The following is a 25,499-nucleotide window of genomic DNA, read 5'->3' on the forward strand; positions in this document are numbered from 1 at the left end:
GCGGCACGGTTACTCTGATCTCCGCCCGGGCACCCGCCTCCGGCCGCCCGGCGAGGACGACGACGTCGACGAAGGACACCGCTATGAGAGCAGCAGCACCATGACCGCGGTCGAGCGGGCCGCGGGCACGGAGCCTCCGGCACCGGGGGCAGGATTCTCCGTGCCGAGGACGGTCGACGGCGAGCGCCTGGTCGCGCTCTTCACCTCGCTCGTCGAGCCGCTCGCGCGGGCGCTGCCGACCTCGACCGAGGTGGTGCTGCACGATCTCAGCCTGGTGCCGAACTCGATCGTCGCCATCCACGGCGACGTCACCGGCCGCCGTATCGGCGATCCGCCGACCGACGTGCTGCTCGAGCAGGCCGCCCGCGGCTTCGACGACTACAACCTCAACTACGAGTCGACGCTGCCCAACGGCAACCGCATGCGCTCCTCGACGCTGATCATCCGCGACATCGCCGGCCACCCGGTCGCCGCGCTGTGCGTGCACACCGACATCTCGGCCTGGCTGTCCATCCAGTCGCTCGTGACGCAGATGGTGGCCGGATCAGGAGCGCCCGCCGCGGTGCCCGACCGCGGCGAGACCTTCGTGAAGGACGTGGACGAGCTGGCCGCGCTGCTGGTCAGCCAGGCGATCGCGGCCGCCGGGGTGCCGGTCTCCGCGATGAAGAAGAAGCACAAGGTCGGTGTCGTGCTCGAGCTGAAGCACCGCGGCTTCTTCATGCTCCGCGACGCGGTCGACATGATCTCCGAGTCGCTCGCGGTGACCCGGTTCACGATCTACAACTACCTGAACGAGATCGCGGCGGAGGAGCCGGTCGTCTCCGACTGACCCTCCGCCAGCCGCATCGTCCCGCCCGCCCGGGCGGCGAACGCCCGTGCCGTCGCCGCGATCGTGCGCCGCATGACCCGCACCGCCGCCGTCGGCGCGAGGTCGGCCGGGCGGGCGAGGCTGATCGTCCTGCTGAGAGTCGGCTCCTCCAGCCGGATCGAGCGCAGTCCGGGGCGGCCCTGCAGCACCATCGCCGGGACGATCGCGACCCCCAGACCGCGCTCGGCGAAGCGCAGCACCGCGTCCATCTCGGCGCCCTCCAGCACGACGTCGGGCACGAGCCCTGCGGCGGAGAACGCGGCGTCGGTCGTGCGGCGCAGGTCGTAGCTGGAGTTGAAGACGATCTGCGGGAGGCGGGCGACGGCCGGCAGATCGATCGCGTCGCCGTCCCTCAGCGCGGGCTCGGCCGCGGAGGAGACCACCACCAGCTCCTCGACGAGCAGCGGCGTCACGGAGAAGGCGCCCACGGCCGCCGCCGTCGAGGTCGTGACCAGCGCGAGGTCGAGCTCGCCGCGCGCGAGCCGGTCGAAGAGGCTGCGCGAGCCGTCCTCGGCCAGGTGCAGCTCGATGGCCGGGTGCGCTGCGTGGAAGGCGTGCAGCACCTCCGCGACGAGGCTGATGCAGAGGGTGGGCGTCGCGCCGAAGCGCACCCGGCCGCGCTCGAGACCGGCGAGCTCGGCCAGCTCGCGGCGCACCGACTCGGCGTCGGCGAGCATGCGGCGCGCGAGCGGCAGCAGCAGCTCGCCGGCCGAGGTGAGGGTGCTGCCGGAGCGCGCGCGGTGGAACAGCTCGGAGCCGAGATCCTGCTCCAGCGCGGAGATCTGGCGGCTCAGCGAGGGCTGCGCGAGATGCAGCTCCTCCGCGGCGCGGGTGAAGCTGCCGAGGCGCGCGACCTCGACGAAGCCGGACAGCTGCTCGAAGTTCATGCCCATAGCGTAAGCGCATGCCGAGCCCCAGCTTTATGCATTGGAGTAATAGAAGCGCCGTGCCTAGCGTGGAGTCATGACCACTTCAGCACCCACTGCCACGGCGGAGCGCCGGATCTCCACCTCCGTCCTCGTCATCGGCACCGGCGGCTCGGGCCTCCGCGCCGCGATCGAGCTGGCCGAGGCCGGCGTCGACGTCCTCGCGCTGGGCAAGCGCTCGAAGTCGGACGCCCACACCTCGCTCGCCGCCGGCGGCATCAACGCGGCCCTCGCGACGATGGACCCCGACGACAGCTGGCAGCAGCACGCGGCCGACACCATCACCGAGTCCTACCTGCTCGCCAACCCGCGCACCGTCGAGATCGTCACGTCCAACGCCGCCCGCGGCATCCAGGACCTCGAGCGCTACGGCATGCCGTTCGCCCGCGAGGACGACGGCCGCATCTCGCAGCGCTTCTTCGGCGCGCACACCTACCGCCGCACCGCCTTCGCCGGCGACTACACCGGCCTCGAGATCCAGCGCACGCTGGTCAACCGGGCGGCGCAGCTCGAGATCCCGATCCTGGACACCGTCTACGTCACCCGGATCCTCGTCAACGAGGACGGCGCCGTCTTCGGCGCGTACGGCTTCGACCTCGTCGACGGCACCCGCTACCTCATCCACGCCGACGCGGTGATCCTGGCCGCCGGCGGGCACAACCGGATCTGGCGCCGCACCTCCTCGCGCCGCGACGAGAACACGGGTGACTCGTTCCGCCTGGCCGTCGAGGCCGGCGGCCGCCTGCGCGACCCCGAGCTGGTGCAGTTCCACCCGTCGGGCATCATCGAGCCCGAGAACGCGGCCGGCACGCTGATCTCCGAGGCGGCGCGCGGCGAGGGCGGCATCCTCCGCAACGGCCTCGGCGAGCGCTTCATGCACAAGTACGACCCGGAGCGCCTCGAGCTCTCGACCCGCGACCGCGTCGCACTCGCCTGCTACACCGAGATCAAGGAGGGCCGCGGCACGCCGAACGGCGGTGTCTGGCTCGATGTCTCGCACCTCCCGCGCGAGACGATCATGACCCGGCTCCCCCGCGTCTACCAGACGATGCTCGAGCTGCAGATGCTCGACATCACGAAGGACCCGATCGAGATCGCGCCGACGGCGCACTACTCGATGGGCGGCGTCTGGGTCCGCTCGGACGACCACAGCACCGACGTCCCCGGCCTCTACGCCATCGGCGAAGCCTCCAGCGGTCTGCACGGCGCGAACCGCCTGGGCGGCAACTCGCTGATCGAGCTGCTCGTCTTCGGCCGGATCGTCGGCCGGGCGGCGGCGGAGTACTCCGCGTCGCTGACCGCGCAGACCCGCTCCGCAGCGTCGGTGCAGGTCGCCCGCGACGAGATCGCGGACCTGCTCGCCGCCGACGGCGAGGAGAACGTGCGGGCCCTGCAGCGCGCGATCCGCAACACCATGACCGAGCACGCCGGCGTCGTGCGCGACGAGACGGGCCTGCTCGCCGGTCTCGCCGAGCTGGACGCGATCGAGGCGCGCATCGCCGACATCGGCATCCACCCGGACATCGCCGGCTTCCAGGACCTGGCGCACGCCTTCGACCTGAAGTCCGCCGCGATGGCCGCGCGGGCGACCCTCGAGGCCGCGCTGGAGCGCCGCGAGAGCCGCGGCTGCCACAACCGCAGCGACTACCCGGAGATCGACCCGGCGCTGCAGGTGAACCTGGTCTGGTCGCCGTCCACCGGCATCACCCGCGAGGAGATCCCCGCGGTCCCGGAGGAGATCCAGGCGCTGATCCGCGAGGTCGCGACCGCGGGCAAGCTGCTCGAGTAGCGGCACGGTTCGCGCTCAGCGCGCACGACGACGCCGGCCCGGGGGAACCCGGGCCGGCGTCGTGTCGTTCCGCATCCGATCAGGCGCGGCTGCGGGCGCGTCCGCCGAAGCGGGTGTAGAGGAACAGCACGATGATCGCGCCGATGATGGAGCCGATGATGCCGGCCGGCTGGAGGAAGCCCTCCATCGGGTCGTGCTGGAAGATCAGGAAGCCGAGGAAGCCGCCGACGAAGGATCCGACGATCCCCAGCACGATGGTCATCAGGATGCTGATGTTCTGCCGTCCCGGCACGATGAGGCGGGCGAGAGCCCCGGCGATGAGGCCGACGACGATGAGGCTGATGATGAGTCCGAGCACGGGTGTCACCTTCCGGTCGAGCACGGCGGGCCGTGCGGTGGGGCTCTGCGGTCGCTGAGCCGATGGCCTACCCAAGCAGGGGCGGAGGGGTGGCCGGTACACCCCTGGGGGTGTGGTCACGGTGCCCGGCGACGCGGTACGGTCCGTCCATGCCCACGTCCCCGCCCACGCCCCTGACCGTCGCCCTCGTCGACGACTACGACGTGGTGCTCAAGGGCCTCGCGCACATGTTCGACCACTACCGCGACCGCGTCGTCGTCGCCGAGATCGACGCGAACGCCGCGCTCTCCGACCGCATCGACATCGTCCTCTACGACTCGTTCGCCCAGCCGGAGTCGGACCTGCAGGAGCTCGCCGACCTCGTCCGCAACCCGCGAGCCGAGCACGTCGTCGTCTACACCTGGAACTTCCACCCGGACCTCGTCCACGACGCGCTGGAGCAGGGCGTGCGCGGCTACCTCTCCAAGACCCTCCCCGCCCGCGAGCTCGTCGCCGCCCTCGAGGCCGTGCGGAACGGCGACCTCGTCGTCAGTGAGCCGCCCCGCCGCGCGGGCACCGCCCCCGGCCTCGACTGGCCCGGCCGCCACGAGGGCATCACCGACCGCGAGTCCGAGATCCTGGCCCTGATCACCCAGGGCAAGAGCAACGCCGACGTCGCCGCCCTCACCTACCTCAGCCCCAACACGGTGAAGTCCTACATCCGCAGCGTCTACGGCAAGATCGGCGCCTCCAGCCGCACCCAGGCCGTCCTCTGGGGCGTCGAGCACGGCTTCACCCCCGACCACCACCGCATCGACCACTGGCTCGGCGGCCCGTGAGCCCGCGGCCTCCGCTCCTCGCCACGGCCCTCGGCGTCGCGCTCCTGCTGAGCGGATGCGCGTCCGCGCCCGCCCCCGAGTCGCGGGCCCCCGAGGGCGATCCGATCGCCGCGGCGCGAGCACTCCCCGACGCGGGCGGCATCGTGAGCATCGGCGACGCGACCGGCACCTGCGGCGAGTACGTCCTCGAGCAGGGCGAGGAGCTCCCCGCCGAGGCCGGCGCCTGCCTCGTGGACGCGTCCGCCCGCGGGGAGGCTGCCGAACTGGCCTGGAGCACGCCGACCTCCGAGGGCGACCCCATCGTCTCCTTCGCCTTCGTCGGCGGCACCGCGACCCGGCTGCTCGTCTACACGACGCGCGCCTTCGACCGGCACAGCGGCCTCGAGGAGCCGCTCAGCCCCGGCGAGGGCGAGAGCTGGACCGGCCACGCCTGCGACGACCCGGCCGACCTGCTCGGCACCGGCGACTGCGACCCCCTCGTCGAGGGCTGAGTCGACCGCCCTTGCGCGCTGCAGCCCCGATATGGTCCGGTGGCCGAATGGACTTCTTCCCGCCTGCCGTGAGCCTGGACGCGGACGACGCGCTGCTCCAGGCGCTCTGCACGACCTCCGAACTGGACGAGGACGGCGAGGTCGTCGCCGTCGGAGACCGGATCCGGCGGCTCGCCGTCCCCCACCGCGGCGGCTACTTCGGCGGCGACCTCGACGAGACTCCGTGGATGCTCGACCGCTACGGCGATGCCACCGGGGCGACCGGCACGGTGTGGATCGAGGGCGTCGTCGAGTCCGTCGCGGCGATCCGGACCCGCATGACCCGGCGCGACGACGGCGTGTGGACGGTCCGGCCCGGCTCCGCGGTCCTCGAGCCGCTGCGCTCCACTGCGGACACGCGCAGGCCGGTCCCGGAGATCGACTGGCAGCCGCACTCGGAGCGCGACGCCGATGGGCACGCCTACGCGATGGGCTTCGCGCGGCGGAGCGAGGGCGACGAGGAGCTGTCCGGCTGGTTCTTCACGGTGCGGCGCACCTAAGGTGAGCGGACCGGAGCACGAGGGGGACGCGATGCCACGGAACCACTCCCGCAGAGGAGCCACGATTACCGCGATCGCGCTGCTCGCCCTGCCGCTTCTCGCGGGGTGCGCTGGGCCGACGCCCTACTCGGACTTCGATCGGACTCGGGACGAGCGGGACGTCCTGCCGGATCTCGGCGACGTGAGCGAGCAGATCGACCCCGACTCGGTGCGCTTCGTCGGCACGGCCGAGGGCGTCGATGTCTACCTCGGTTCGTCGACTCGCGGAGACGACCACTGCGTGATCATCGACGGCGACGACGGTCCCTTCAGCGGCTGCAGCGGATCGGGCGACCTGGAGGTGTCGCAGCGCACCTCGGTCGTGGTGCAGGTGCATCCCGACGGCGTCGAGCCGGAGGACTCCCCCGGTCTCGACTGGACGGCCCTCGGCCAGAACGTGTCGGTGCGGTCCTACACCTGACCGCCGCGCACCCCTCCGCGGGATCGGTCTTCTAGCCTGGTAGGAGAGGAGGTCGACATGTCCGAAGCCAGGGATCGCGCCGCCCGCTACGCCGCGGAGCGCGCGGCCGGCGGCCGTCCGGAGACCGGCGACGAGAGCACCGGCGCATTGCCCGAGAACGCGGAGGACCGCGCCGCGTTCATCGAGACGTCGATCCAGCAGGCGATCCGCCGCGGCGAGTTCGACGGCCTCCCCGGCGCCGGGAAGCCGCTGGAGGGCCTCGGCGAGCACCACGACCCTGACTGGTGGATCCGCCGCAAGATCGAGCGCGAGAACCTCACCGGTATCGGCCCGGCCGCGTTCCTGCTCCGCGCCGAGGACCGGCGGCTGGACGAGCAGCTGGACCGGCTGATGCGCGAGTCCGAGGTGCGGGCCGTGCTCGCCGACTTCAACAAGCGCGTCGTCGAGGCGCGCCGCCAGCTGCTCGGCGGCCCGCCGGTGGTCACGCCGCTGCGCGACATCGACGCGGAGGTCTCCGCCTGGACCGAGCGCCGGAACGCCCGGTTCGCGGCGCCCGAGCCGCAAGAGCCCGCGCGGCCCCGCCGCCGGTGGTGGCGCCGGCGCTGACCGCTTCGCGCACGAGCACACCGATCCGCATCACTATGCTGGGAAACTCCGCGAGGGAGGGTCGGATGAAGGTTCCGCGCACCGCGACGACCCGCGTCGTCACCGAGATCAACCGGACGGCGATCGTCGACGCCCTCCGCCTGCACGGCCCCTCCTCCCGCAGCGCCATCGCCCGGCACACCGGCCTCAGCCCCGCCACGGTCGAGCGGCTCTGCTCGGCCCTGCTCGGCGAGGGCGTCATCGTGCTCGACGGCCGCGAGCGCTCCTCCGGCGGCCGGCCGTCCTCGCTCTACCGCTACGCCGGCGACGCCCGCGTGGTCGCCGCGATCGAGGTGTCCGAGGCGCAGGCGCACGGCCGCCTCGTCGACTTCGACGGCAAGACCGTGCGCGACGAGGTCCTCGCCTTCGACCTCGCCGGCGACGGCTCCGACGCGGACCGCCGCCTCGCGGGCACCATCGAGATCGTGGACCGGCTGATGGCCGCCTCCCAGCGGATCCGCAAGCCCTGCGCGGGCATCGGGGTCACCATCCCCGGCATCGTGCACGGTCCGGAGGGCCGGGTCACGAACACGATCGAGCTCGGCTGGAGCGACGTGATGCTCGGCAGCATCCTCAAGGCCCGCGTCGGCGTGCCCGTGCTGGTCGAGAACGACGCCAACGCCATCGGCTTCGGCGAGTGGTCGCGCGGCGCCGGCCGCGGCGCGCAGAGCCTCGCCACCTACGTCCTCGGCGTCGGAGTCGGCGCCGGCATCGTTCACGACGGCGCGCTGCTGCGCGGCTCGCGCTCGGCCGCGGGCGAGATCGGCTACCTGGTCACCGAGCGCTCGCACCTGGAGCGCCCGTACACGACCCAGGGCGACCTGGAGTCGCGGATCGCGGGGATCAGCCGCAGCTACGCCCGCGAGCACGCGGCCGACGCGGCGAACGCGCTCGGCGCCCTGCTCGACGCGGCGGCGGCCGGCGAGGAGGCCGCCCGGGCGCCGGCGGCCGAGGTCTTCGACTACATCGGCCTGTCCTGCATCGCGCTCTGCACCGTGCTCGACCCCGAGCTGATCGTGCTGGCCGGCCACCTCTCACGCCAGCCCGACTACGCGATCCAGGAGGTGACGCGCCGCCTCGTCGGCCGGATCACCATCCCGCCGCGGGTCGCGACCGCCGAGCTGGGCGCCGACGCGGCGCTCGTCGGCGTCGCGCAGCTGATCATCGCCCGCTCGCGCACGGCGACCTACCTCAGCTGAGGGCCCGGTTCAGCCCAGGTCGCGTCCCAGCAGCGCGGCCGCCTCGCGGTCGAGCAGCACCGTGACGTCCGGGTGCCCCTGCAGCGCCGAGGCCGGGCAGTCGACGTCGACCGGGCCGAGCAGCGCACGCGCGACGGCGTCCGCCTTGGCCGCGCCCGAGGCGAGCAGCACCAGCGAGCGCGCGGCGAGGATCGTCGCGATCCCCTGCGTGATCGCCGACTCCGGCACCTGCTCGAGGCGTCCGTCGAAGAAGCGGGCGTTCGCCTCCCGGGTGCTCCGCTCGAGCCGGACGACGTGCGTGCCGACGTCGTGCGGGGTGCCGGGCTCGTTGAAGCCGATGTGCCCGTTGCCGCCGATGCCGAGGATCTGCAGCGCGACACCGCCGGCCGCCCGGATCGCGGCGTCGTAGTCGCGCCCCGCCTGCTCGCCGTCCGCGCGAGTGCCGTCGGGGACGTGCACGGAGCCCATCCGCAGCGGGAGCCGGACCTCGCGATCGAGGACGGCGCGGTAGCTCTCGGGGTGGCCCGGGGCGATGCCGACGTACTCGTCGAGCGCGAAGGCGCTCACTCCGGAGAAGTCGATCCGGCCCGCGGCGACGCGGCCGGCGAGCTCGCGGTAGAGCAGCGAGGGCGTCGAGCCGGTGGCGACGCCGAGCACCGCGGCCGGGTCGCGGAGGACGCGCTCGGCGACGAGGTCGGCGGCGGCGCGCGAGGCCTCGGCGAAGGAGTCGAAGACGCGGACCGTGGTGCCGGGCGCGAAGGCGGTGGCGCCGGAGGTGCCGGTGAGGCTCACGAGGCCACCTCCGAGAGGGTGCGGTCGGCCGCGGCGAGCGCGCGGGCGTGCGCCAGCGCGCCGACCACCGGCGGGCGCCGCACGACGACGAACTCCAGCTGCGGGGCCTCCTCGGCCAGCCGCTCGCGGATCCGCTGCTCGTAGGAGGGCTGGTTGACGATCACGCCGCCGCCCGCCACCACGAGCGAGCCCATCGCGCCGCGGCGCACGAGCGAGGCGACACCGGCCGCGAGCGCCTGCGCGGCGTCCTCGACGATCCGCGCGGCGAGGGCCGAGCCGCCGGCCGCCCTCTCGAAGACGAGCGGAGCGTAGGCGCCCCAGGACGCCCCGCCGGCGAGGCGCGTCGCCTCCGCGGCTAGGGTCGCGGCGTCGCTCGCGCCGAACGCGGCGAGGACGGCGCCGATCAGCGGGTCGTCGATCTCCCCGCGATCGCACGCGACGAGGGTCTCCCGCAGCGCCGTCGAGACGAGGTCGTGCGCGCTGCCGCGATCGCCGAGCGGCCAGCCGTGGCCGTCGACGGTGATCCGGACGCCCTCCGCCGTCGTCCCGCAGATCACGGCGCCGGTGCCGACGATCATCTGGATGCAGTGCCCCTCCTGCTCCGCGAAGCCCAGCAGCTCGGCGTCGTTGACGACCGTGACGGGCCGGCCGAGGCGGAGGGAGAGCGTCGTCGTCGCCTCGCGCATCTGCCCGGGGGTGTCGCAGCCGTGCACACCGAGGACCACCACGGCGTCCTCGGCGAGCGGGCGGAGGCGCAGCAGCACCTCGGCCAGCCGCGGCAGGTTCTCGGGGTCGGCGAAGAGCTCGCCCGAGCGCCAGGCGCTCGAGGGCAGGACCAGATCCGCCTCCGCTCCGTCCGTGTCGAGGAGGCGGACGTGGGTCTTGGTCCCGCCCACGTCGACACCGACGAGACGGGCTGCGGCGTGCGGAGGATTTTGCGTCACAGTGGCATGAAAGCATCTCTCGGCCAGCAGGACAAGGCAGCCGGCGCGATACAACGCCCCTCGCACACCTCCGCGTTACGGCGCTGTTTCCGCGAGTTACGGCCCGATCACGACTTCCGGCCCCGTCAAGATTCTTGTTGACCTATATGGGTCGTATTGATAAGAAAGCACTACCGCCTCGACGACGAAGCGCCCGCGCCTCGTCGACTGACAGACACATGAAAGGTGTTCCGTTGAAGAAGACAGCACGCGCCACCCTGGCGCTCCTCGGCACGGGAGTGCTGATCGCTTCTCTCGCCGGGTGCGCGAACGGCTCCTCCGGAGCCGGCGCCTCCGACCCGCTCCAGTTCGTCCTCTCCGGCGACGGAACCCAGGGCGGCGGCTACCAGAAGATGGCCGATCTCTACCAGGAGCAGACCGGTGTCGAGGTCGAGATCGTCGACGTCCCGGGCGACGACCTGACGACGCGACTGCGCAACAGCGCGCAGGCGAACGACCTGCCGGCCCTCGCCGCGGCGGCCAACGTCGACCCGCTGTGGAAGGACCAGATCCTGGACCTGTCGCAGATCGCGACCGACCAGGACATCCTGCCGCTGCTCGCCGTGCCCGACCCCGAGGACGGCAAGGTCAAGGCGCTGCCCACCAGCCTCACCTCCGTCGGCATGTTCATCAACAAGTCGCTCTTCGACGAGGCGGGCGTCTCCTACCCCACCGACGCGACGCAGAGCTGGACCTGGGACGAGTTCGTCGCCAAGTCCGAGGAGGTCCAGGCGGCCACCGGCGCGCAGTACGGCATGGTGATGGACAACTCCGCGCACCGCCTGCGCTCCTTCCTCTACGAGTTCGGCAGCGAGGGCATCGTCGACGACAACGGCACCTTCACCGCCAACGACGAGACCAAGACGGCGCTCGAGTACTTCAAGAAGCTCAACGACGACGGCTTCATGCCCAAGTCGGTCTGGACCGCGGGCGAGGACGCCAGCGCGACCTTCAAGAGCGGCCAGGTCGTCTCCTACTACTCCGGCGTCTGGCAGATCGCGGACTTCCAGTCCAACATCACCGAGTTCGAGTGGGCCTCGGTGCCGACCCCGCAGCAGCCCGTCAAGGCGACCAACTACGGCGCCGCCTCGTGGATCGTCGCCTTCGACGGCACCGGCCAGGAGGAGGAGGCCCAGAAGTTCATCGACTGGCTCTACCAGCCCGAGCAGTACTCCGCGTACTGCGAGATCGCCGGCTGCCTGCCCGCCGTCACCGGCCTCGAGATGAACTACCCGGCCAACCAGGACGCGTTCGCGCTCTACAACGCCGAGATCGCCGCCTCGCCCGCGGTCTCCTCGCTGCAGACCGTCGACCAGCTGATCGGCGGCTACGAGGGCAAGTTCCTCCAGTCGGAGCCGCTCAAGGACGAGACGATCAAGTACCTCAACGACCAGCAGAGCGTCGACGAGACCATCGACAACATCCTGTCGACGACCCAGGCCGCCCTCGGCGAGTAGGTCCCCCACCGGGCGGTGCGGGGTCCTCCCCGCACCGCCCTCCCCCTCGCAGGACCACCCGATCAGGAGAGCACCATGACCGTCCAGCCGCTCGTCACGCCGTCCTCGCCACCGGAGGCGGTCCTCACGGTCCCCGGCGCGGGTCGCGGATCGAAGGGCTCGCGCAAGCGCCCCGTGCGCCGCCCCCGCTACGTCGTCAGCACCGTCCTGCTGACGGTCGGCGTCGCGATCCTCTTCGCCCTCTTCTTCGTCTGGCCCGGCGCGCTCGGCGTGATGTACTCCTTCACCTCGTACCGGGGCTTCGGCGACATCGAGTTCGTCGGCCTCGACAACTACACGGCGCTCGCGCAGGACCCGGTCTTCTACGCCGCGGTCGGCCGCACGCTCGTCTACGCGCTGTTCTCGGTCCCGTTCGCCTGCGGCCTCTCGCTGCTGATGGCCGTCGCGCTGAACAACGCGCGGGCCAAGGGCAAGATCGGCGCCCGCATCATCTTCTTCCTGCCCTGGCTGGTCTCCCCCATCGTCGCGGGCGTCATCTGGCGCTGGATGTTCGGCGAGAGCTTCGGCTTCGTCAACTTCGCCATCACCTCGCTCGGCGGCGGCGCCGTGCCGTGGTCCTCGAACGCCGACCTCTCGCTCTTCGTCGTCATCCTCGCCTCCGCCTGGGGCGGCGCGGCGTTCAACATGCTGCTGTTCATCGCGGCGCTGAACAACGTGCCGACCTCGCACTACGAGGCGGCCGAGCTCGACGGCGCGAACCCCTGGCAGCGCTTCGTCTCGATCACCCTCCCCGGCATCGCGCCGACCACGCTGCTCGTGGTCCTGCTCTCGACGCTCGGGCACATGAAGGAGTTCGCGATGATCCAGGCCCTCAACAACGGCGGCCCGGGCACCGAGAACCAGCTCATCGTCCAGTACATCTTCCAGACCGGATTCGCGCAGTCGAACGTCGGCTACGCCAGCGCCGCCTCGATGGTGCTGCTGGTGATCCTGCTGATCATCGCCGCCGTCCAGCTCGCCATCAGCAAGAGGAGCCAGGCATGGTGACCACGACCCCCGCCCCCGCCCGCACGACGCGCTCCCGGCGCACGCCCGCCGCGCCCGCGCCGATGACCCGGAAGAAGACCGGCGAGTTCCGCCGCTCGATCGGCCCGACCGCCATGCTCTGGGCGATCGCGATCCTCACGCTCTTCCCGCTGCTCTGGTTCCTGCTCAGCTCGTTCAAGGGCGGCGGCGACCTCTTCACCTACCCGCTCTCGCTGCTGCCGCGCGAGTGGACCCTCGACGGCTACCAGCGCGCGCTGGAGCGGGTCGACTTCATCCGCTACTTCTCGAACACCTTCGTGGTCGCGTCGCTGACCACGCTGCTCACCGTCTTCTTCAGCGCGACGACCGGCTACGCGCTGGCCAAGTACAAGTCGCCGTGGCTGAGCGTGCTCGCGCTCTGCATCCTGGCGACGACGATGCTGCCCGGCGAGGTCATCCTCAACCCGGTCTTCACCGTGGTCCGCGACCTGGGCATGTACAACACGCTGATGGGCATCATCATGCCGTCGATCCTCACGCCCACCGGCGTCTTCATGTTCCGGCAGTTCTTCATCACGGTGCCGGACGAGCTGCTCGACGCCGCTCGGATCGACGGGGCGCGCGAGCTCTCGATCTTCTTCCGGATCATGCTGCCGCTGTCGAAGCCGATCATCCTGACGCTGTCGATCATCTCGTTCCAGTGGCGCTGGAACGACTACATCTTCCCGCTGATCATCCTCAGCGACCCGAAGAACTTCACTCTGCAGATCGCGCTGCGCCAGCTGATCGGCGCGCAGAACATCGACTGGGCGATCCTGCTCTCCGCCTCGGTGCTCTCGATGCTGCCGCTGGTGGCGATCTACCTGGTGTTCCAGAAGTACATCACCGGGTCCGACGTCAATGCGGGGCTGCGCGACTAGTCATGCACCACGACGACCTGAAGGCCGCCGCCCGCGTCGACCGCTTCCTCGCCGAGCGCCTGCCCCTCGCGGCGACGGCCGAGCGGATCCCGCTCGCCGTCGCCGCGTGGACGGCGCTCGGCGAGCCGGTCGGCTTCGAGAGCGCGAGCGACCCGCGGAACCACTACGAGACGATCGAGCCGGGAGCGCCGTGGGGCGCCGCCTGGGACACCACCTGGTTCCGGGTGACCGGGACGGTGCCCGCGGCCTGGGGCGACACGGGCCGGGGCGACGGGGGCGATCGGTTCCGGATCGAGCTCTCGCTCGACCTGGGCTTCGACCGCGCCAAGCCCGGCTTCCAGTGCGAGGGCCTCGCCCGCGCCGCGGACGGCCGGGTGCTCAAGGGCTTGGAACCGCGCAACCACCACGTTCCGCTCGACGCCGCCCCCGGGGAGTCGTTCCTGATCTGGGTCGAGGGTGCGTCGAACCCGGACCTCACCGGCGGGAACGACTTCGCCGGCCCGGGCGCCTTCGCCCCCACCCCCTTCGGCGACCGCGCCACCGCGCCGGCCGATCCGCTCTACCGGCTCGGCCGCTTCTCCCTCGTGCTGGTCGACACCGTCGCCGAGCGCCTCGGCCTCGAGCTGAGCGTCCTCCGCGGACTGCACGACGAGCTGTCGCCGACGGAACCGCGCCGGCACGAGATCCTCGCCGGGCTGACCCGGGCCCTGAACGCCCTCGACCCGGACGACCTCGCCGGCACCGTCGCCGAGGCGCGCGCGCTGATCGCTCCCCTGCTCGCCGCGCCGGCCGCGCACTCCGCGCACCGCATCTCGGCGACCGGCCACGCGCACATCGACTCCGCCTGGCTCTGGCCGACCCGCGAGACCGTCCGCAAGTGCGCCCGCACCTTCTCCAACGTGCTCGACCTGATGGACCGCGACCCGGACGCCGTCTTCACCTGCTCCTCCGCCCAGCAGTTCGCCTGGATGAAGGAGCACCACCCCGGGATCTTCGCCCGCATTCTCGAGCGGGTCCGCGAGGGCCGCTTCGTGCCGGTCGGCAACATGTGGGTCGAGTCCGACGTGACGATGCCCTCCGGCGAGTCGCTGGTGCGCCAGCTGCAGCAGGGTGCGCGCTTCTTCCAGGAGGAGTTCGGCGCGATCAGCGAGGTCGGCTGGCTCCCCGACTCGTTCGGCTACCCGGCCGCGCTGCCGCAGCTGCTGCGGAAGGCGGGGCTGCGCTGGTTCTTCACCCAGAAGATGTGCTGGAACGAGACCAACGCGATGCCGCACCACTCCTTCGTCTGGGAGGGGCTCGACGGCTCGCGGATCTTCACGCACTTCCCGCCGTCGAACACCTACAGCGGCGACCTCCGGCCGACCGAGCTGGCGCGCATCGTCCGGAACTTCCAGGAGCACGGGCGGGCGACGCGCTCGCTGATGCCGTTCGGCTACGGCGACGGCGGCGGCGGGCCCACCCGCGAGATGATGGCGCTCGCGCGGCTGCAGTCCGATCTCGAGGGCTCGCCGCGACTCGAGTTCTCCTCCGCCCGCGACTTCTTCGAGGCCGCGGAGGCCGAGTACGCCGACCCGCCGGTGTGGTCCGGCGAGATGTATCTCGAGTTCCACCGCGGCATCCTCACCTCGCAGGCCCGCACCAAGCAGGGCAATCGGCGCAACGAGCGGCTGCTGGCCGAGGCCGAGTACTGGGCGAGCGTCGCGGTCCTGCGCCACGGCGTCCCGTTCCCGTTCGACGAGCTCGACGCGCTCTGGCGGCAGGTGCTGCTGCTGCAGTTCCACGACATCCTCCCCGGCACCGCGATCGCCTGGGTGCACCGCGAGGCCGAGCGCACGCACGCCGAGGTGACGGAGGCGCTCGAGCGGATGATCGCCGAGCGGCTCGCGCTCGTCGTCGGGCCGGGCGAGCGGCGGATCGCGGTGAACGCGGCACCGGTCGTCGTCGGCGGGGTGCCGGCGCGGGGCGGGGCAGTCGCGGCGGCCGTCGACGGGCTCTCCGTCCGCGGGGACGGCGGGGGCTTCGTCCTCGAGTCGCCGCGCCTCGTCGTCGTGGTCACGGCCACCGGGCAGCTCTCGAGCATCGTCGACCGCGCCTCCGGCCGCGAGCTGCTGCCCGCGGGCCGGGTCGGCAACCTGCTGCAGCTGCACCGCGACGAGCCCAACCAGTGGGACGCCTGGGACCTCGACGCCGCCTACCGCGGCACCGTCGTCGACCTCGTCGACGGCACGGTCGAGCTCGGCGAGGACGGCGCGAGCGTCGTCGTCCGCCGGGGCTTCGGTCGCACCGGCAGCACGGCGACCCAGACGATCGCCCTCGATCCGCGCGAGCCCGCGGTCCGGATCCGCACGGTCGTCGACTGGCACGAGCGGCGGAAGCTGCTGAAGCTCGCCTTCCCGCTCGACGTGCACGCCGAGCACTCCTCCGCCGAGACGCAGTTCGGCCACGTCCGCCGCCCCGTGCACACCAACACCAGCTGGGAGGCGGCGAAGTACGAGATCTGCGCGCACCGCTGGCTGCACGTCGGCGAGCCGGGCTTCGGCGTCGCCGTGGCCTCCGACGCGGTCTACGGCTACGACGTGCAGCGCACGATCGACGACGGCCGCGTGAGCACCGTCGTCCGCCAGTCGCTGCTGCGCGCGCCGACCTTCCCCGATCCGGAGGCGGACCAGGGCGAGCACGAGTTCCTCAGCACGCTCACGGTCGCGCCCGGCATCGCCGATGCCGTCCGCGCGGGCTTCGCCGCGAGCACCGCGCCGCGCGTCGTCCTCGGCGGGTCGATCCCGGAGGCGCTCGTCGCCGTCGAGGACCCGGCCGTGGTCGTCGACACCGTCACCCTCGCGTCCGACCGCAGCGGCGACGTGATCGTGCGGCTGCACGAGGCGCTCGGCGGGCGAGTGCGCACGGCGCTCGTCGTCGCGCACCCGCTGGCCGCCGTCCGCGAGGTCGATCTGCTCGACCGCGACGCCGAGGGAACGGCGCTGCTCGACGTCACCGCCGGCAGGATCGCGCTCGAGCTGCGGCCCTTCGAGGTCGTGAGCCTCCGCCTCTCCCCCGCGTCCGCCCCTTCCCCCGAGGAGACCCCGTGATCACCGTCGACGACGCCCCCTACGCCGCCCGGCTGGTCGCGGACGCCCGCGTGCGCGGCGACGAGTTCGTCGCGCGCTCCCGGCGGCCGCTCACCGGGCTCGGCCCGCGCCCGACCATGCGCGCCATCACCTCCCTGGTCGCTCTCGCCGTCGCGGAGGGCGACGACGGCCCGGAGTCGCGCGTCGCCGCCGCGGCGTACCTGCAGCACCTCGAAGCCCAGCAGCTCGGCAGCGGCCTGTTCTCGAGCAGCGGCAATCTCGCCTCGCCGCCCGACACGGCGTTCACGATCAACGACCTCTGCGGCTGCCTCGAGCTGCTCGACCGCTACCGACCGGCCGGCTTCGACGCGGTCCGGGACGGTCTCGCCGCCATCGCCGTCGCCGCCTCGCCCGCGATGCTGGCCGGCGGCGTGCACACGCCGAACCACCGCTGGGAGCTCGCCAGCGCGCTGGCCGCCCTCGCCGTGCACGTGCACGGCGGGCGCTCGGCGGGAGGCGCCTCCGGTGCACTCGCCGCGGCGCTGCTCGACCGCGCCGACGCCTGGCTGGCCGAGGGCGTCGACATCGACGCCGACGGGCAGTACAGCGAGCGCAGCGCCGTCTACGCCACCGAGGTCACGAACCCGAGCCTGCTGACGCTGGCGCACGACCTCGACCGGCCGGCACTGCTCGAGCCGGTGCGGCGGAACCTCCGCGCGATCGCCGGCCTGGTCGAGGACGACGGCGAGATCGAGTGCGTGCACTCCCGCCGACAGGACCAGACCATCCCGTACGACGTGGAGAACCTGCTCTCGCCCTACCGCCTGCTCGCGATCGAGGACGGCGACGCGGACGCGGCCCGGATCGTCGGCCAGATCCTCGGCCGCGCACTGCGCGAGCCGGAGCGGCACCTCGCCGAGCTGCTGCGCCGCCCGGAGATCGGCGGACTGCTGCCCGCGCCCGCGCCGATGCCCGGCTCGGTGACGCGCTCCTACCCGGTCAGCCGGCTGCTCCGCCGCCGGGAGGGCGCTCTCTCGGCGTCCGTCTCGGCCGGCAGCGACTTCGCGAGCACCGGCCGGATCGGCTCCGGTCTCGCCAACTCCGCCACCCTGGTCCGCGCCCGCGCGCACGGGCTGGTCCTGCGCTCGCTGCGCGTCTCGCCCGCGTTCTTCTCGCTCGGCGGCGCGCGCCCGCAGACGCTGGAGCAGACCGAGCGCGGCGGGGTGCTCGTCGAGCGGCGCGTCTCGGGCTACTACGACACGCTCGGCGCCGACGCGCCCGCCGTCACCGCCGTCCCGGACAGCGAGGGCCGCTTCTTCTCGGTGATGGACTTCACCCGCCGCGAGCGCTTCGAGGTGGAGCTGCGGACGGAGGTGGCGGTCGAGGTCGACGAGACGGGGCTCGACGTGCGGGTCTCCTTCACCGGGCTCGAGACGCGCTACGCGCTGGAGCTCGTCGTCGACGGCGACGCGCTCGTGGAGGGCGCGGCGGCGCTCGAGGACGGCTGGTGGCTCGACGGAGCCACCGCGACCGTCGCCACCGACTCCGCCGTGCTCTCGATCGAGACCGAGCCGGGCGACGGCGTCCCGCCGGTCTTCGACGACGGCGAGATGTTCACGTACGTCGGCGGCGCCGACCGCGTGGCCGGCACCCGGATCCTCCTCGGCGGCTCCACGACCCAGCCGCGCCGCCTGCGGCTCGCGATCGCGCCCCGATGAGCTCGCCGATGAGCACCCCGATGAGTACCGTCGACGGCTCCGGAGGCTTCCACGGCAGCACCGCCGCCACCGGCTGGGAGACCGGGCTGATGGTCGGCACCGGGACGACCGGCGCGGCGCTCTATGAGGGCCTCGACGGCGACGGCGGCGCGGTCGTCTCGCTCTCGCACGAGCGGCTGCGGCTGCCGGTCGACCCGCTGGTCGGGCCGCCGCTGCTCGCGCCGCTGCTGCCCGCGATCCGGGCGCTGCTCGCGCAGGCCCCGGTGAACGCCGCCGATGCGGCCCGGATCGAGGAGTGGCACACCTGCGCCTGGGCCGAGGAGGGGCACGACGGCTCGCTGCTCGACGCCGACCCGCTGGTGCCCGCGGGGGTGCTGCGACTCGAGCTGACCACCGGGTCCTCGGGCGGCGCCCGCGGGCGCTCCGTCGACTACACGACAGGCACCGCGGCTCTGACGCTCCCGACCGGCCTCTCCGTCAGCGTCCGAGCGGACCGCGGCGCCGACCGGCTCCTCGTCACGGTGCGCGCCGACTCGCCCTTCTCCGGCCTCCTCCAGCTCGCCCCCGCCGACGAGCCGACCACGCCCGACCTCGGCCCCGACGCCCCGCGCGACCACCGCGAGCACGCCCTGGTCCGCGCCGTCGACGGCGGCGAGACCCTCGCTCTCGAGACCGTGCCGCGCCACCCGCGCCCCACCGGCTTCCGCTCCGCCCTCGTCGTCGCGCGCCTGCTGCGGGGCCAGGAGTCCGTCGAGCGGGAGCGCGATGCGCCCTGGCCCGCCTGGCGCGTCTCCGGCGCGCACGAGCTCGCGCTGGAGCTGCGCGTCTCGGTCACCTCGACCGCGCCCGCCCCCGTCGCCCCGCCGGTGCTCGCCCGCTACGCCGCCGCGAGCACCTCGCACGAGCGGCTCGTCGGCGCCTGCTCGTTCTCGCTCGCCGCCGCGACCCCGCGCAGCATCGAGGAGGTGCGCGCCGATCCCGCCGCCGCGGACGAGCTCGTCGAGCGCGCCTTCGCCGCCGGCCGGCACGCGATCGTCGCCGCGACCGGCGAGCTGCCCGCCAGCCTGCAGGGCGTCTGGGCGGGCTCCTGGGCGCCGGCCTGGTCCTCCGACTACACGCTCAACGGCAATGTGCAGAACGGCGGCGTCGCCTCGCTCGGCACGACCGGCACCCCCGAGCTGCTGCGCTCCTTCTTCACCGCCGTCGCGGAGTTCGAGGACGACTACCGCCTCAACGCCGAGCGGATCCTCGGCGCGCCCGGCTTCCTGCTGCCCACCCGGATCTCCGGGCACGGCCGCGCCAACCACTTCACGGCCGAGTACCCGCTGCAGTACTGGCTCGGCGGCGGCGGCTGGATCCTCCGCCTCGCCTGGGACCACTGGTCCAGCACCGGCGACGAGGAGTTCCTCCGCGAGTGGGCCCGCCCCTTCGCCCGCGAGGTCGTCGCCTGCTACCGGCACGCCCTGGTGCTCGACGAGGACGGGACGGCGCACGTCTCGCCCGGCTACTCCCCCGAGAACCACCCCGGCGACCAGGAGACGCCGATCACGCGCGACGCCACCTCGGAGGTCGCGATGATCCGCGACGCCCTGCTGCTCGCCGCGCGCATCGAGCGGCGGGTCGCGCCCGGCGGTTCCACCACCGCCGACGAGTGGGAGTCGTTCGCCTCGCGGCTGCCCGGCTACCGCGCCGGCCCCGACGGGCAGCTCGCCGAATGGCAGGATCCGGTGCTCTCCGACCGACCGGAGCACCGGCACGCCTCGCACCTCTACCCGTGGTGGTACGAGGGCGACCCCGCCGCCGCCGATCCCGCTGTCGGCGCCGCGGCGCTCGAGGCGGTCCGCGCCCGGCTGCGCTGGCGCGCCGAGGAGCCGACCGCCCCGCCCGGCCGGATGGAGATGGCGTTCGGTCTCGTGCAGGCCGGGGTCGCCGCCGCGACCCTCGGCGACGCGGACGCGGCGCTGCAGTGCGTCGACTGGCTCGCCCGCCTGCACTGGCGCCCGAACATGATGCCGACCCACGACGCCGACGCGATCGTCAACGTCGACGCCGCAGGCGGGCTGCCCGCCCTCGTGGCGCAGATGCTCGCGCACTCGGACGGGACGACGCTGCACCTGCTGCCCGCCCTTCCCGCGCGCTGGGCGGCGGGGCGGATCGCCGGTCTGCACCTGCGCGGCGCGCTCCGGGTGGAGTCGCTCGCCTGGACGCCCGACACCGTGGACTGCGTGCTCCGCAGTCCCGCCGAGGCCGCGGCGGCCCGGCTGGGCGAGCGCGTGCTCGTGCGGCTGCCGGTCGACGTCGAGCCGGAGGAGGCGACGGCCGGAGTGCTCCGGGTCGACCCGCGGACGCTCTCGGTGGATCTGCGGAGCGGCACGCCGCTGCGGCTCGTGCTCCGGAGGGTCTAGGCCGTCGGGACCGGCTCGCCCGCGGCCCACACGGCCCGCACCTGCAGCGCGTCGTCCAGCAGCACCACGTCGGCCGCCCGGCCGACCGCCAGCGACCCCAGCCGGTCCCCGGCGCCCAGCACGCGCGCGGGAGTCGCGGTGACGGCGCCGACCGCGGCCTCGAGCCCCAGGCCGACCGCCTCGACGGCACGGCGGAGCGCGGCGTCGAGCGTGAGCGTCGAGCCGGCGAGCGTCGCGGTGCCCTCGAGGCGCGCGACCCCGCCCCGCACGTCCACCCGCAGCCGGCCGATCCGGTGCGCGCCGTCGCCCGCTCCCGCCGCCGCCATCGCATCGGTGACGAGCGCGATCCGTCCGGGCGCCGACGCGAACGCGAGCCGCGCAACGTCCGCGTCCACGTGCTCGCCGTCCAGGATCAGCTCCAGCACCACCCGCTCGTCGGCCAGCGCCACCGGGATCGGTCCCGGCGCCCGGTGCCCGATGCCCGGCATCGCGTTGAAGGCGTGGGTGACCAGCCGTGCGCCGCGCTCGATGGCCGCGCGCGTCGTCGCCGCGTCCGCCTCGGTGTGCCCGACGGCGACGACGACCCCCGCCTCGCTCAGCCGCTCGATCGCGGCGAGGGCTCCCGGCAGCTCGGGCGCGATCGTGATCTGCCGGAGTCCCCCGCGCGCGGCATCGAGCAGCCGCTCGACCGCGTCCGGTGTCGGCGCGATCAGCGCCTCCGGGTCGTGCGCCCCGCAGCGCGACGGCGCGAGGAACGGCCCCTCCAGGTGCGCGCCGAGGACGAGCGGATCCTCCGCCGCCAGCGACGCGACTGCGTCCAGCGACGCCTCCAGCGCGGCCAGCGGCGCCGAGACCAGGCTCACCAGCGAGCGCGTCGTCCCGAGCGCCCGGTGCAGTGCGAGCCCCGCCCGCATCCCGTCCGACCCCTCGTCGAAGCTGCGCCCGCCCCCGCCGTGCACGTGCAGATCGACGAACCCGGGAGTCGCGGTCAGCCCGTCCGCGTCCTGCACCCGCGCTCCCTCGGCCACCCGCCCCCAGCCGCGCCCGGTGCCGACCTCGGCGACGACGCCGTCGACCGCGAGCAGCCAGAAGTCCGCGACCGTCCCCTCCGCGTCCACCTTCCGCGCGCCGTGCAGCACCAGCCTCCCGGTCCGCTCCATGTTCCTCTCCTCGCCTCCCGGGGCACCGTCCCCTCAGCTCATGCTGGTCGAGCAGCCGCCCAGCGGCCCCTCATGCTGGTCGAGCAGCCGCGAAGCGGCGTATCGAGACCCCCGCTACCAGCCCTCAAGCGCCCCGCCCCCAGCTCGCCTCGATCTCCTCGACCGTCAGCACCCGGTCCGCGAGCAGCAGCTGCCAGCTCCAGCTCGCCTCGGCGCCGGCCTCCAGCGTCCACGTCGCGCCGAAGAACGGCGCCGCGCACAGCATCGGCGTCCCGCTCGTCCGGACGAACCACGTCGACGGATCCACCGGATCGCCCTCGTCCGCCCGCAGCGCGACCGTCGCACTCCCGTCCGCCAGCGCCAGCCAGCGCGACGCGACCCCCATCGGCTCCCCGACGGCGCCGTCCGGCCCGCTCACGGCACTCCCGTCGAACGACGGATCCAGCCGCAGGAACAGCCCGCCGTACCCCGCGTCCGGTCGCCCGGCCGTGGTCGGCGAGCCGAAGACGAGCCGCTCCCCGAGCGCGCGCCAGCGGCTCCCGATCCGCAGCACCGTCACGTCCCCGAGCCGGCGGACGCTCAGTCGCCGCCGCTCGTCGAGGAACCGCCTCCCTCGCGCGTCGAACCACCCCAGCGCGAGGTCGCCCGGATCCGCGCCCTCCGGCCGCTGCGAGCCGTTGTTGTCCACCTGCCGGTAGCCCGTCCCGGTCAGCCAGGTCGGCCCGCCCCAGAGATTGGTGTCGAGCTCGTCGTCGCCGATCGTGATGTTCGACACGGCGAGCGACAGCCCGAGGTGCCAGTCGTGGTCCGCGGGCCGCACGTCGCTGACGACGCGACCCGCGGGCGTCCGCAGCGGATGCAGATACGGCCGCGGCGAGTCCCGCGGCGGCGTGTCCGGATCGGTCAGCACGAGGCGCCCGACCCCGTCCGGCAGTTCGACGGAGGTCGGCGAGTCCTGGTCCATGCCGCCGACGGTACACGCTTTCCCGGGCTACAGTGCGACGATGCCCCGCACCCGATCCCCGCGCCGATCGCCGCGCCGATGACCGCCGTCCGCTTCGTCTCGATCGGCGACTCCTTCACGGAGGGCGTGGGCGACGAGCTCCCCGGCGGTACCGCCCGCGGCTGGGCCGACCTCACCGCGCAGGGCTGGGCCGACGCGCTCGGCGAGCCGATCGAGTACGCCAACCTCGCGATCCGCGGCCGCCTCATCGACCCGATCGTCGACGAGCAGCTCGAGCCCGCCCTCGCCCTGCGCCCGACCCACCTGTCCTTCAACGGCGGCGGCAACGACATGCTGCGTCCGCGCGCCGACATCGAGCGCATCGCGGACCGCTACCTCGAGGTCCTCGCCCGCTGCGACGCGGAGGGCGTGACCCTGATCGCCCTCTCCGCCCCGGACCCGTCCGCGCGCCTCCCGCTCGGCCGGCTGATCAAGCGCCGCGGCGACGCCCTCACCTCGGCCGTGCTGCACCGCACCCGTGAGCGCGGGGACATCATCGTGGCCGACAACTGGACCGATCCGGCCTTCGCCGACCCGACGCTCTGGGCGGAGGACCGCCTGCACCTCGGCCCGCGCGGCCACCACCGGGTCAGCGCCCGCGTGCTCGGCGCTCTGGGCCTCCCGGTCCCGCCCGCCGCCGAGGAGGCACCCGAACGGCCCGCCACCTCGAGCGGCGGCTCGGCGCAGTACTACCGCACCCACGTCGCGCCGTGGCTGCGCCGGCGCCTCACGGGCACGTCCTCCGGCGACGGTCGCACGGCCAAGCACCCGGACCTCCTGCGGATCGCGCCGACCGCCTAGGCGGGACGCGTCGGCGGGAACCGCTGACTCAGCGCCAGCCGTACCGCGCGGAGACCACCCGGGCGACGGCGTCGAACCGCGCGCGCTCGAGCGCCGCGCCCTCGCGCCGCATCCCCGCGGGGTGCACGCGGAAGACCCGCTCCGGGTCCGCGAAGCTCGGTCGCCCCTCCGGATCCCACGGCCCCGCGCCGACCGCGAGGTAGCCGTCGTGCTCCTTGGAGCTCAGGCGGATCGCCAGCGCCGTGCCGGCCTTCTCGACCGCGAGGACGAGCACGGGCCGGTCCTTGCCGCGGCCGTCGTCCTCCTCGTAGGGCACCCAGGTCCAGACGACCTCGCCCGGGTCGGGATCGCCGTCCGGGGTCGGCGCGTAGCCGAGGTGAACGCCGCGCAGCCGGGTCGGATCGACCTCGGCGGTCTTGCCGATGCCGTTCGCTCCCGGTGTCGGCGCCGTGGTGCTCAGGTACGGCCGCTGCGCGGGAGCGCCGGCGTCGGCGCGCGGAGCACTGGCGCGGCCGAGCAGTCGGAGGAGCAGGGACACGACCGAGCGTGAGGAGGGCACGCGACGACCCTAGCCCGGAAAACGGAAGGAGCCGGCTCCTGAGAGCCGGCTCCACCGGGGTGTCGCGACGGGCGCGACGAGGGGTCGGAACTAGTCCGCGAGGACGTAGCCCGCCTCGCCGTGGATGGCGGTGTCGATGCCCGCGACCTCGTCCTCGTTCTTCACGCGGAACCCGATCGTCTTCTGGATGACCCAGCCGATCGCGTAGGTGAGGACGAAGGAGTAGATCAGGACGGTGAAGGCCGCGAGGGCCTGCTTGCCGAGCTGGCTGGCGTCGCCGGTGAGGAAGAGGCCGACATCGGTGCCGAAGAAGCCGATGTAGAGCGTTCCGATCAGACCGCCGACGAGGTGCACGCCGACCACGTCGAGCGAGTCGTCGTAGCCGAGCTTGTACTTGAGGTCGATCGCCAGGGCGCAGACGGCACCGGTGATGATGCCGAGCACGATCGCCCAGAACGGCGAGAGGCTCGCGCAGGCCGGGGTGATCGCGACGAGACCGGCGACGGCACCCGACGCGGCGCCGATCGAGGTGGGCTTGCCGTCCTTGATCTTCTCGACGACGAGCCAGCCCAGGATCGCCGCGGCCGGGGCCGCGATGGTGTTGAGGAAGGCGATCGCCGCGAAGCCGTCGGCCGCGAGCTCGGAGCCGGCGTTGAAGCCGAACCAGCCGAACCAGAGGAGGCCGGCGCCGAGGAGGACGAAGGGCGGGTTGTGCGGCTGGTGCGCGCCCTTGGTGAAGTTCACGCGCTTGCCCAGGACGAGCGCCAGGGCGAGGGCCGCGGCTCCCGCGTTGATGTGCACCGCGGTGCCACCGGCGAAGTCGATGGCGCCGACGTTGTAGGCGATCCAGCCGCCGTCGACCACGCCCTCGTCACCGAGGGTGAAGTTGAAGACCCAGGAGGCGACCGGGAAGTAGACGATGGTCGCCCAGACTCCGGCGAAGACCATCCATGCGCCGAACTTGGCGCGGTCGGCGATCGCACCCGAGATCAGGGCGACGGTGATGATGGCGAAGGTCGCCTGGAAGGCGGCGAAGGCGAGGGTCGGGAACGCCGTCTCGATGTCGCCCTGGGCCTCGGCGTACGCACCGGCGAGGCCGAGCTGGCTGAGGTCGATGCCGAGGACGCCGTCGATGCCGACGAAATCGCCCACACCGGCGTTGGAGAAGGTGATCGCGTAGCCGTAGAGCACCCACAGCACGCCGATCAGGCCCATCGCGCCGAAGCTCAGCATCATCATGCTGATGACGCTCTTCGCTCGGACCAGGCCGCCGTAGAAGAACGCGAGCCCGGGGGTCATGAGCAGGACCAGCGCCGCCGCCAGGAGCAGGAACGCGGTATTGCCTTGATCCATTGTTGAACCTCTCGTGAGTAAGCAGAGTCGTGCAGGAGTCGTGAGTGGAGGGGCAGTGCGGAGCCCGATGCGGGCCGGCAGTCGCTGCACGACCCCGAAGACACGGCGTCTCGGAAGACGCGGGGGTGTCGGGTCACCTCGGGTAGCCGACAGTCTGGCGGCGC

General features: G+C 73.2%; 23 protein-coding genes. 15 read left to right on the plus strand and 8 right to left on the minus strand.

Features of this window, described 5'->3' with window-relative positions:
• Positions 1-160: 160 nt before the first annotated feature.
• Entirely contained in the window at positions 161-829 is a 669-nt protein-coding gene (locus HRK28_RS00285; RefSeq protein ID WP_208543655.1) for a transcriptional regulator, read from the plus strand.
• Here the strand turns inward: HRK28_RS00285 and HRK28_RS00290 are convergent.
• Positions 784-1,755: a LysR family transcriptional regulator gene (locus HRK28_RS00290; RefSeq protein ID WP_173250002.1), complete on the minus strand. Its 972-nt coding sequence runs from the start codon at positions 1,753-1,755 to the stop codon at positions 784-786. The two genes, HRK28_RS00285 and HRK28_RS00290, sit on opposite strands and share 46 nt — an antisense overlap.
• A gap of 76 nt (positions 1,756-1,831) precedes the next feature.
• On the opposite strand from HRK28_RS00290, the gene HRK28_RS00295 reads away from it, so the two are divergent.
• The gene (locus HRK28_RS00295; RefSeq protein ID WP_173250004.1) at positions 1,832-3,583 is read left to right on the plus strand and encodes an L-aspartate oxidase; all 1,752 of its coding nucleotides are present in this window, start codon (positions 1,832-1,834) and stop codon (positions 3,581-3,583) included.
• A gap of 79 nt (positions 3,584-3,662) precedes the next feature.
• On the opposite strand, the gene HRK28_RS00300 is transcribed toward HRK28_RS00295, so the two are convergent.
• Positions 3,663-3,941, minus strand: a complete 279-nt coding sequence (locus HRK28_RS00300) for a GlsB/YeaQ/YmgE family stress response membrane protein (protein ID WP_123445883.1) — start codon at positions 3,939-3,941, stop codon at positions 3,663-3,665.
• A gap of 149 nt (positions 3,942-4,090) precedes the next feature.
• Between HRK28_RS00300 and HRK28_RS00305 the strand changes: the two genes are divergently transcribed.
• The 6 genes from HRK28_RS00305 to HRK28_RS00330 all read left to right on the plus strand — a co-directional run bounded on the left by HRK28_RS00305 (position 4,091) and on the right by HRK28_RS00330 (position 8,093).
• A complete protein-coding gene (locus HRK28_RS00305; protein WP_173250006.1) occupies positions 4,091-4,759 on the plus strand; it encodes a response regulator transcription factor in 669 nt (222 codons plus the stop codon).
• Positions 4,756-5,250: a hypothetical protein gene (locus HRK28_RS00310; RefSeq protein ID WP_173250008.1), complete on the plus strand. Its 495-nt coding sequence runs from the start codon at positions 4,756-4,758 to the stop codon at positions 5,248-5,250. Before HRK28_RS00305 ends, HRK28_RS00310 begins: the two co-directional genes overlap by 4 nt.
• Before the next feature lie 47 nt (positions 5,251-5,297).
• Positions 5,298-5,789, plus strand: a complete 492-nt coding sequence (locus HRK28_RS00315) for a hypothetical protein (RefSeq protein WP_173250010.1) — start codon at positions 5,298-5,300, stop codon at positions 5,787-5,789.
• Positions 5,790-5,970: 181 nt separating this feature from the next.
• On the plus strand, positions 5,971-6,249 hold the full coding sequence (locus HRK28_RS00320) for a hypothetical protein (RefSeq protein WP_173250012.1): 279 nt from the start codon (positions 5,971-5,973) through the stop codon (positions 6,247-6,249).
• 57 nt (positions 6,250-6,306) lie between these two features.
• Entirely contained in the window at positions 6,307-6,855 is a 549-nt protein-coding gene (locus tag HRK28_RS00325; RefSeq protein ID WP_160089207.1) for a DUF1992 domain-containing protein, read from the plus strand.
• Positions 6,856-6,920: 65 nt separating this feature from the next.
• Positions 6,921-8,093: an ROK family transcriptional regulator gene (locus HRK28_RS00330; protein ID WP_173250014.1), complete on the plus strand. Its 1,173-nt coding sequence runs from the start codon at positions 6,921-6,923 to the stop codon at positions 8,091-8,093.
• Positions 8,094-8,102: 9 nt separating this feature from the next.
• Here HRK28_RS00330 and HRK28_RS00335 read toward each other — a convergent pair whose 3' ends face one another.
• Positions 8,103-8,885 (minus strand): glucosamine-6-phosphate deaminase, encoded by a 783-nt coding sequence (locus tag HRK28_RS00335; RefSeq protein WP_173250016.1) that lies wholly within the window; start codon positions 8,883-8,885, stop codon positions 8,103-8,105.
• Entirely contained in the window at positions 8,882-9,829 is a 948-nt protein-coding gene (locus tag HRK28_RS00340) for a BadF/BadG/BcrA/BcrD ATPase family protein (protein WP_173250018.1), read from the minus strand. Before HRK28_RS00340 ends, HRK28_RS00335 begins: the two co-directional genes overlap by 4 nt.
• A gap of 233 nt (positions 9,830-10,062) precedes the next feature.
• Here HRK28_RS00340 and HRK28_RS00345 point away from each other — a divergent pair, with 233 nt between their 5' ends.
• The 6 genes from HRK28_RS00345 to HRK28_RS00370 all read left to right on the plus strand — a co-directional run bounded on the left by HRK28_RS00345 (position 10,063) and on the right by HRK28_RS00370 (position 20,459).
• Entirely contained in the window at positions 10,063-11,325 is a 1,263-nt protein-coding gene (locus HRK28_RS00345; protein ID WP_244231597.1) for an ABC transporter substrate-binding protein, read from the plus strand.
• 75 nt (positions 11,326-11,400) lie between these two features.
• Entirely contained in the window at positions 11,401-12,372 is a 972-nt protein-coding gene (locus tag HRK28_RS00350; RefSeq protein WP_173250020.1) for a carbohydrate ABC transporter permease, read from the plus strand.
• Entirely contained in the window at positions 12,366-13,271 is a 906-nt protein-coding gene (locus tag HRK28_RS00355) for a carbohydrate ABC transporter permease (RefSeq protein ID WP_254304487.1), read from the plus strand. Before HRK28_RS00350 ends, HRK28_RS00355 begins: the two co-directional genes overlap by 7 nt.
• A gap of 2 nt (positions 13,272-13,273) precedes the next feature.
• Positions 13,274-16,357: a glycoside hydrolase family 38 C-terminal domain-containing protein gene (locus tag HRK28_RS00360; protein WP_173250022.1), complete on the plus strand. Its 3,084-nt coding sequence runs from the start codon at positions 13,274-13,276 to the stop codon at positions 16,355-16,357.
• Positions 16,354-18,054 carry a hypothetical protein gene (locus HRK28_RS00365; protein WP_173250024.1) on the plus strand — a complete coding sequence of 567 codons (1,701 nt, stop codon included), beginning with the start codon at positions 16,354-16,356 and terminating at the stop codon, positions 18,052-18,054. The genes HRK28_RS00360 and HRK28_RS00365 overlap by 4 nt, the downstream gene beginning before the upstream one ends.
• Before the next feature lie 20 nt (positions 18,055-18,074).
• Positions 18,075-20,459 (plus strand): glycoside hydrolase family 95-like protein, encoded by a 2,385-nt coding sequence (locus tag HRK28_RS00370; RefSeq protein WP_173250026.1) that lies wholly within the window; start codon positions 18,075-18,077, stop codon positions 20,457-20,459.
• Here the strand turns inward: HRK28_RS00370 and HRK28_RS00375 are convergent.
• Both HRK28_RS00375 and HRK28_RS00380 read right to left on the minus strand, forming a co-directional pair.
• Complete coding sequence (locus tag HRK28_RS00375) at positions 20,456-21,619, minus strand: N-acetylglucosamine-6-phosphate deacetylase (protein ID WP_173250028.1); 1,164 nt, start codon at positions 21,617-21,619, stop codon at positions 20,456-20,458. The two genes, HRK28_RS00370 and HRK28_RS00375, sit on opposite strands and share 4 nt — an antisense overlap.
• A 124-nt stretch (positions 21,620-21,743) precedes the next feature.
• A complete protein-coding gene (locus HRK28_RS00380) occupies positions 21,744-22,583 on the minus strand; it encodes a DUF6807 family protein (RefSeq protein ID WP_173250030.1) in 840 nt (279 codons plus the stop codon).
• Positions 22,584-22,661: 78 nt separating this feature from the next.
• Between HRK28_RS00380 and HRK28_RS00385 the strand changes: the two genes are divergently transcribed.
• Positions 22,662-23,423 (plus strand): SGNH/GDSL hydrolase family protein, encoded by a 762-nt coding sequence (locus tag HRK28_RS00385; protein ID WP_173250032.1) that lies wholly within the window; start codon positions 22,662-22,664, stop codon positions 23,421-23,423.
• Between the two features lie 28 nt (positions 23,424-23,451).
• On the opposite strand, the gene HRK28_RS00390 is transcribed toward HRK28_RS00385, so the two are convergent.
• Positions 23,452-23,982 (minus strand): type II toxin-antitoxin system PemK/MazF family toxin, encoded by a 531-nt coding sequence (locus tag HRK28_RS00390; protein WP_244231595.1) that lies wholly within the window; start codon positions 23,980-23,982, stop codon positions 23,452-23,454.
• 90 nt (positions 23,983-24,072) lie between these two features.
• Positions 24,073-25,335 carry an ammonium transporter gene (locus HRK28_RS00395; protein WP_160089185.1) on the minus strand — a complete coding sequence of 421 codons (1,263 nt, stop codon included), beginning with the start codon at positions 25,333-25,335 and terminating at the stop codon, positions 24,073-24,075.
• Between the last annotated feature and the right edge of the window lie 164 nt (positions 25,336-25,499).

The organism is Rathayibacter sp. VKM Ac-2835 (genome assembly GCF_013266705.1).
Taxonomy (GTDB): domain Bacteria; phylum Actinomycetota; class Actinomycetes; order Actinomycetales; family Microbacteriaceae; genus Rathayibacter.

What these genes read in the sequence shown, in the direction of transcription:
- HRK28_RS00325 (WP_160089207.1), top strand. Translation starts at nt 6,307, where the DNA reads ATGTCCGAAGCCAGGGATCGCGCCGCCCGCTACGCCGCGGAGCGCGCG.
- HRK28_RS00360 (WP_173250022.1), top strand. Translation starts at nt 13,274, where the DNA reads ATGCACCACGACGACCTGAAGGCCGCCGCCCGCGTCGACCGCTTCCTC.
- HRK28_RS00355 (WP_254304487.1), top strand. Translation starts at nt 12,366, where the DNA reads ATGGTGACCACGACCCCCGCCCCCGCCCGCACGACGCGCTCCCGGCGC.
- HRK28_RS00380 (WP_173250030.1), bottom strand. Translation starts at nt 22,583, where the DNA reads ATGGACCAGGACTCGCCGACCTCCGTCGAACTGCCGGACGGGGTCGGG.
- HRK28_RS00370 (WP_173250026.1), top strand. Translation starts at nt 18,075, where the DNA reads ATGAGTACCGTCGACGGCTCCGGAGGCTTCCACGGCAGCACCGCCGCC.
- HRK28_RS00305 (WP_173250006.1), top strand. Translation starts at nt 4,091, where the DNA reads ATGCCCACGTCCCCGCCCACGCCCCTGACCGTCGCCCTCGTCGACGAC.
- HRK28_RS00385 (WP_173250032.1), top strand. Translation starts at nt 22,662, where the DNA reads ATGACCGCCGTCCGCTTCGTCTCGATCGGCGACTCCTTCACGGAGGGC.
- HRK28_RS00375 (WP_173250028.1), bottom strand. Translation starts at nt 21,619, where the DNA reads ATGGAGCGGACCGGGAGGCTGGTGCTGCACGGCGCGCGGAAGGTGGAC.
- HRK28_RS00290 (WP_173250002.1), bottom strand. Translation starts at nt 1,755, where the DNA reads ATGAACTTCGAGCAGCTGTCCGGCTTCGTCGAGGTCGCGCGCCTCGGC.
- HRK28_RS00350 (WP_173250020.1), top strand. Translation starts at nt 11,401, where the DNA reads ATGACCGTCCAGCCGCTCGTCACGCCGTCCTCGCCACCGGAGGCGGTC.
- HRK28_RS00315 (WP_173250010.1), top strand. Translation starts at nt 5,298, where the DNA reads ATGGACTTCTTCCCGCCTGCCGTGAGCCTGGACGCGGACGACGCGCTG.
- HRK28_RS00295 (WP_173250004.1), top strand. Translation starts at nt 1,832, where the DNA reads ATGACCACTTCAGCACCCACTGCCACGGCGGAGCGCCGGATCTCCACC.
- HRK28_RS00330 (WP_173250014.1), top strand. Translation starts at nt 6,921, where the DNA reads ATGAAGGTTCCGCGCACCGCGACGACCCGCGTCGTCACCGAGATCAAC.
- HRK28_RS00395 (WP_160089185.1), bottom strand. Translation starts at nt 25,335, where the DNA reads ATGGATCAAGGCAATACCGCGTTCCTGCTCCTGGCGGCGGCGCTGGTC.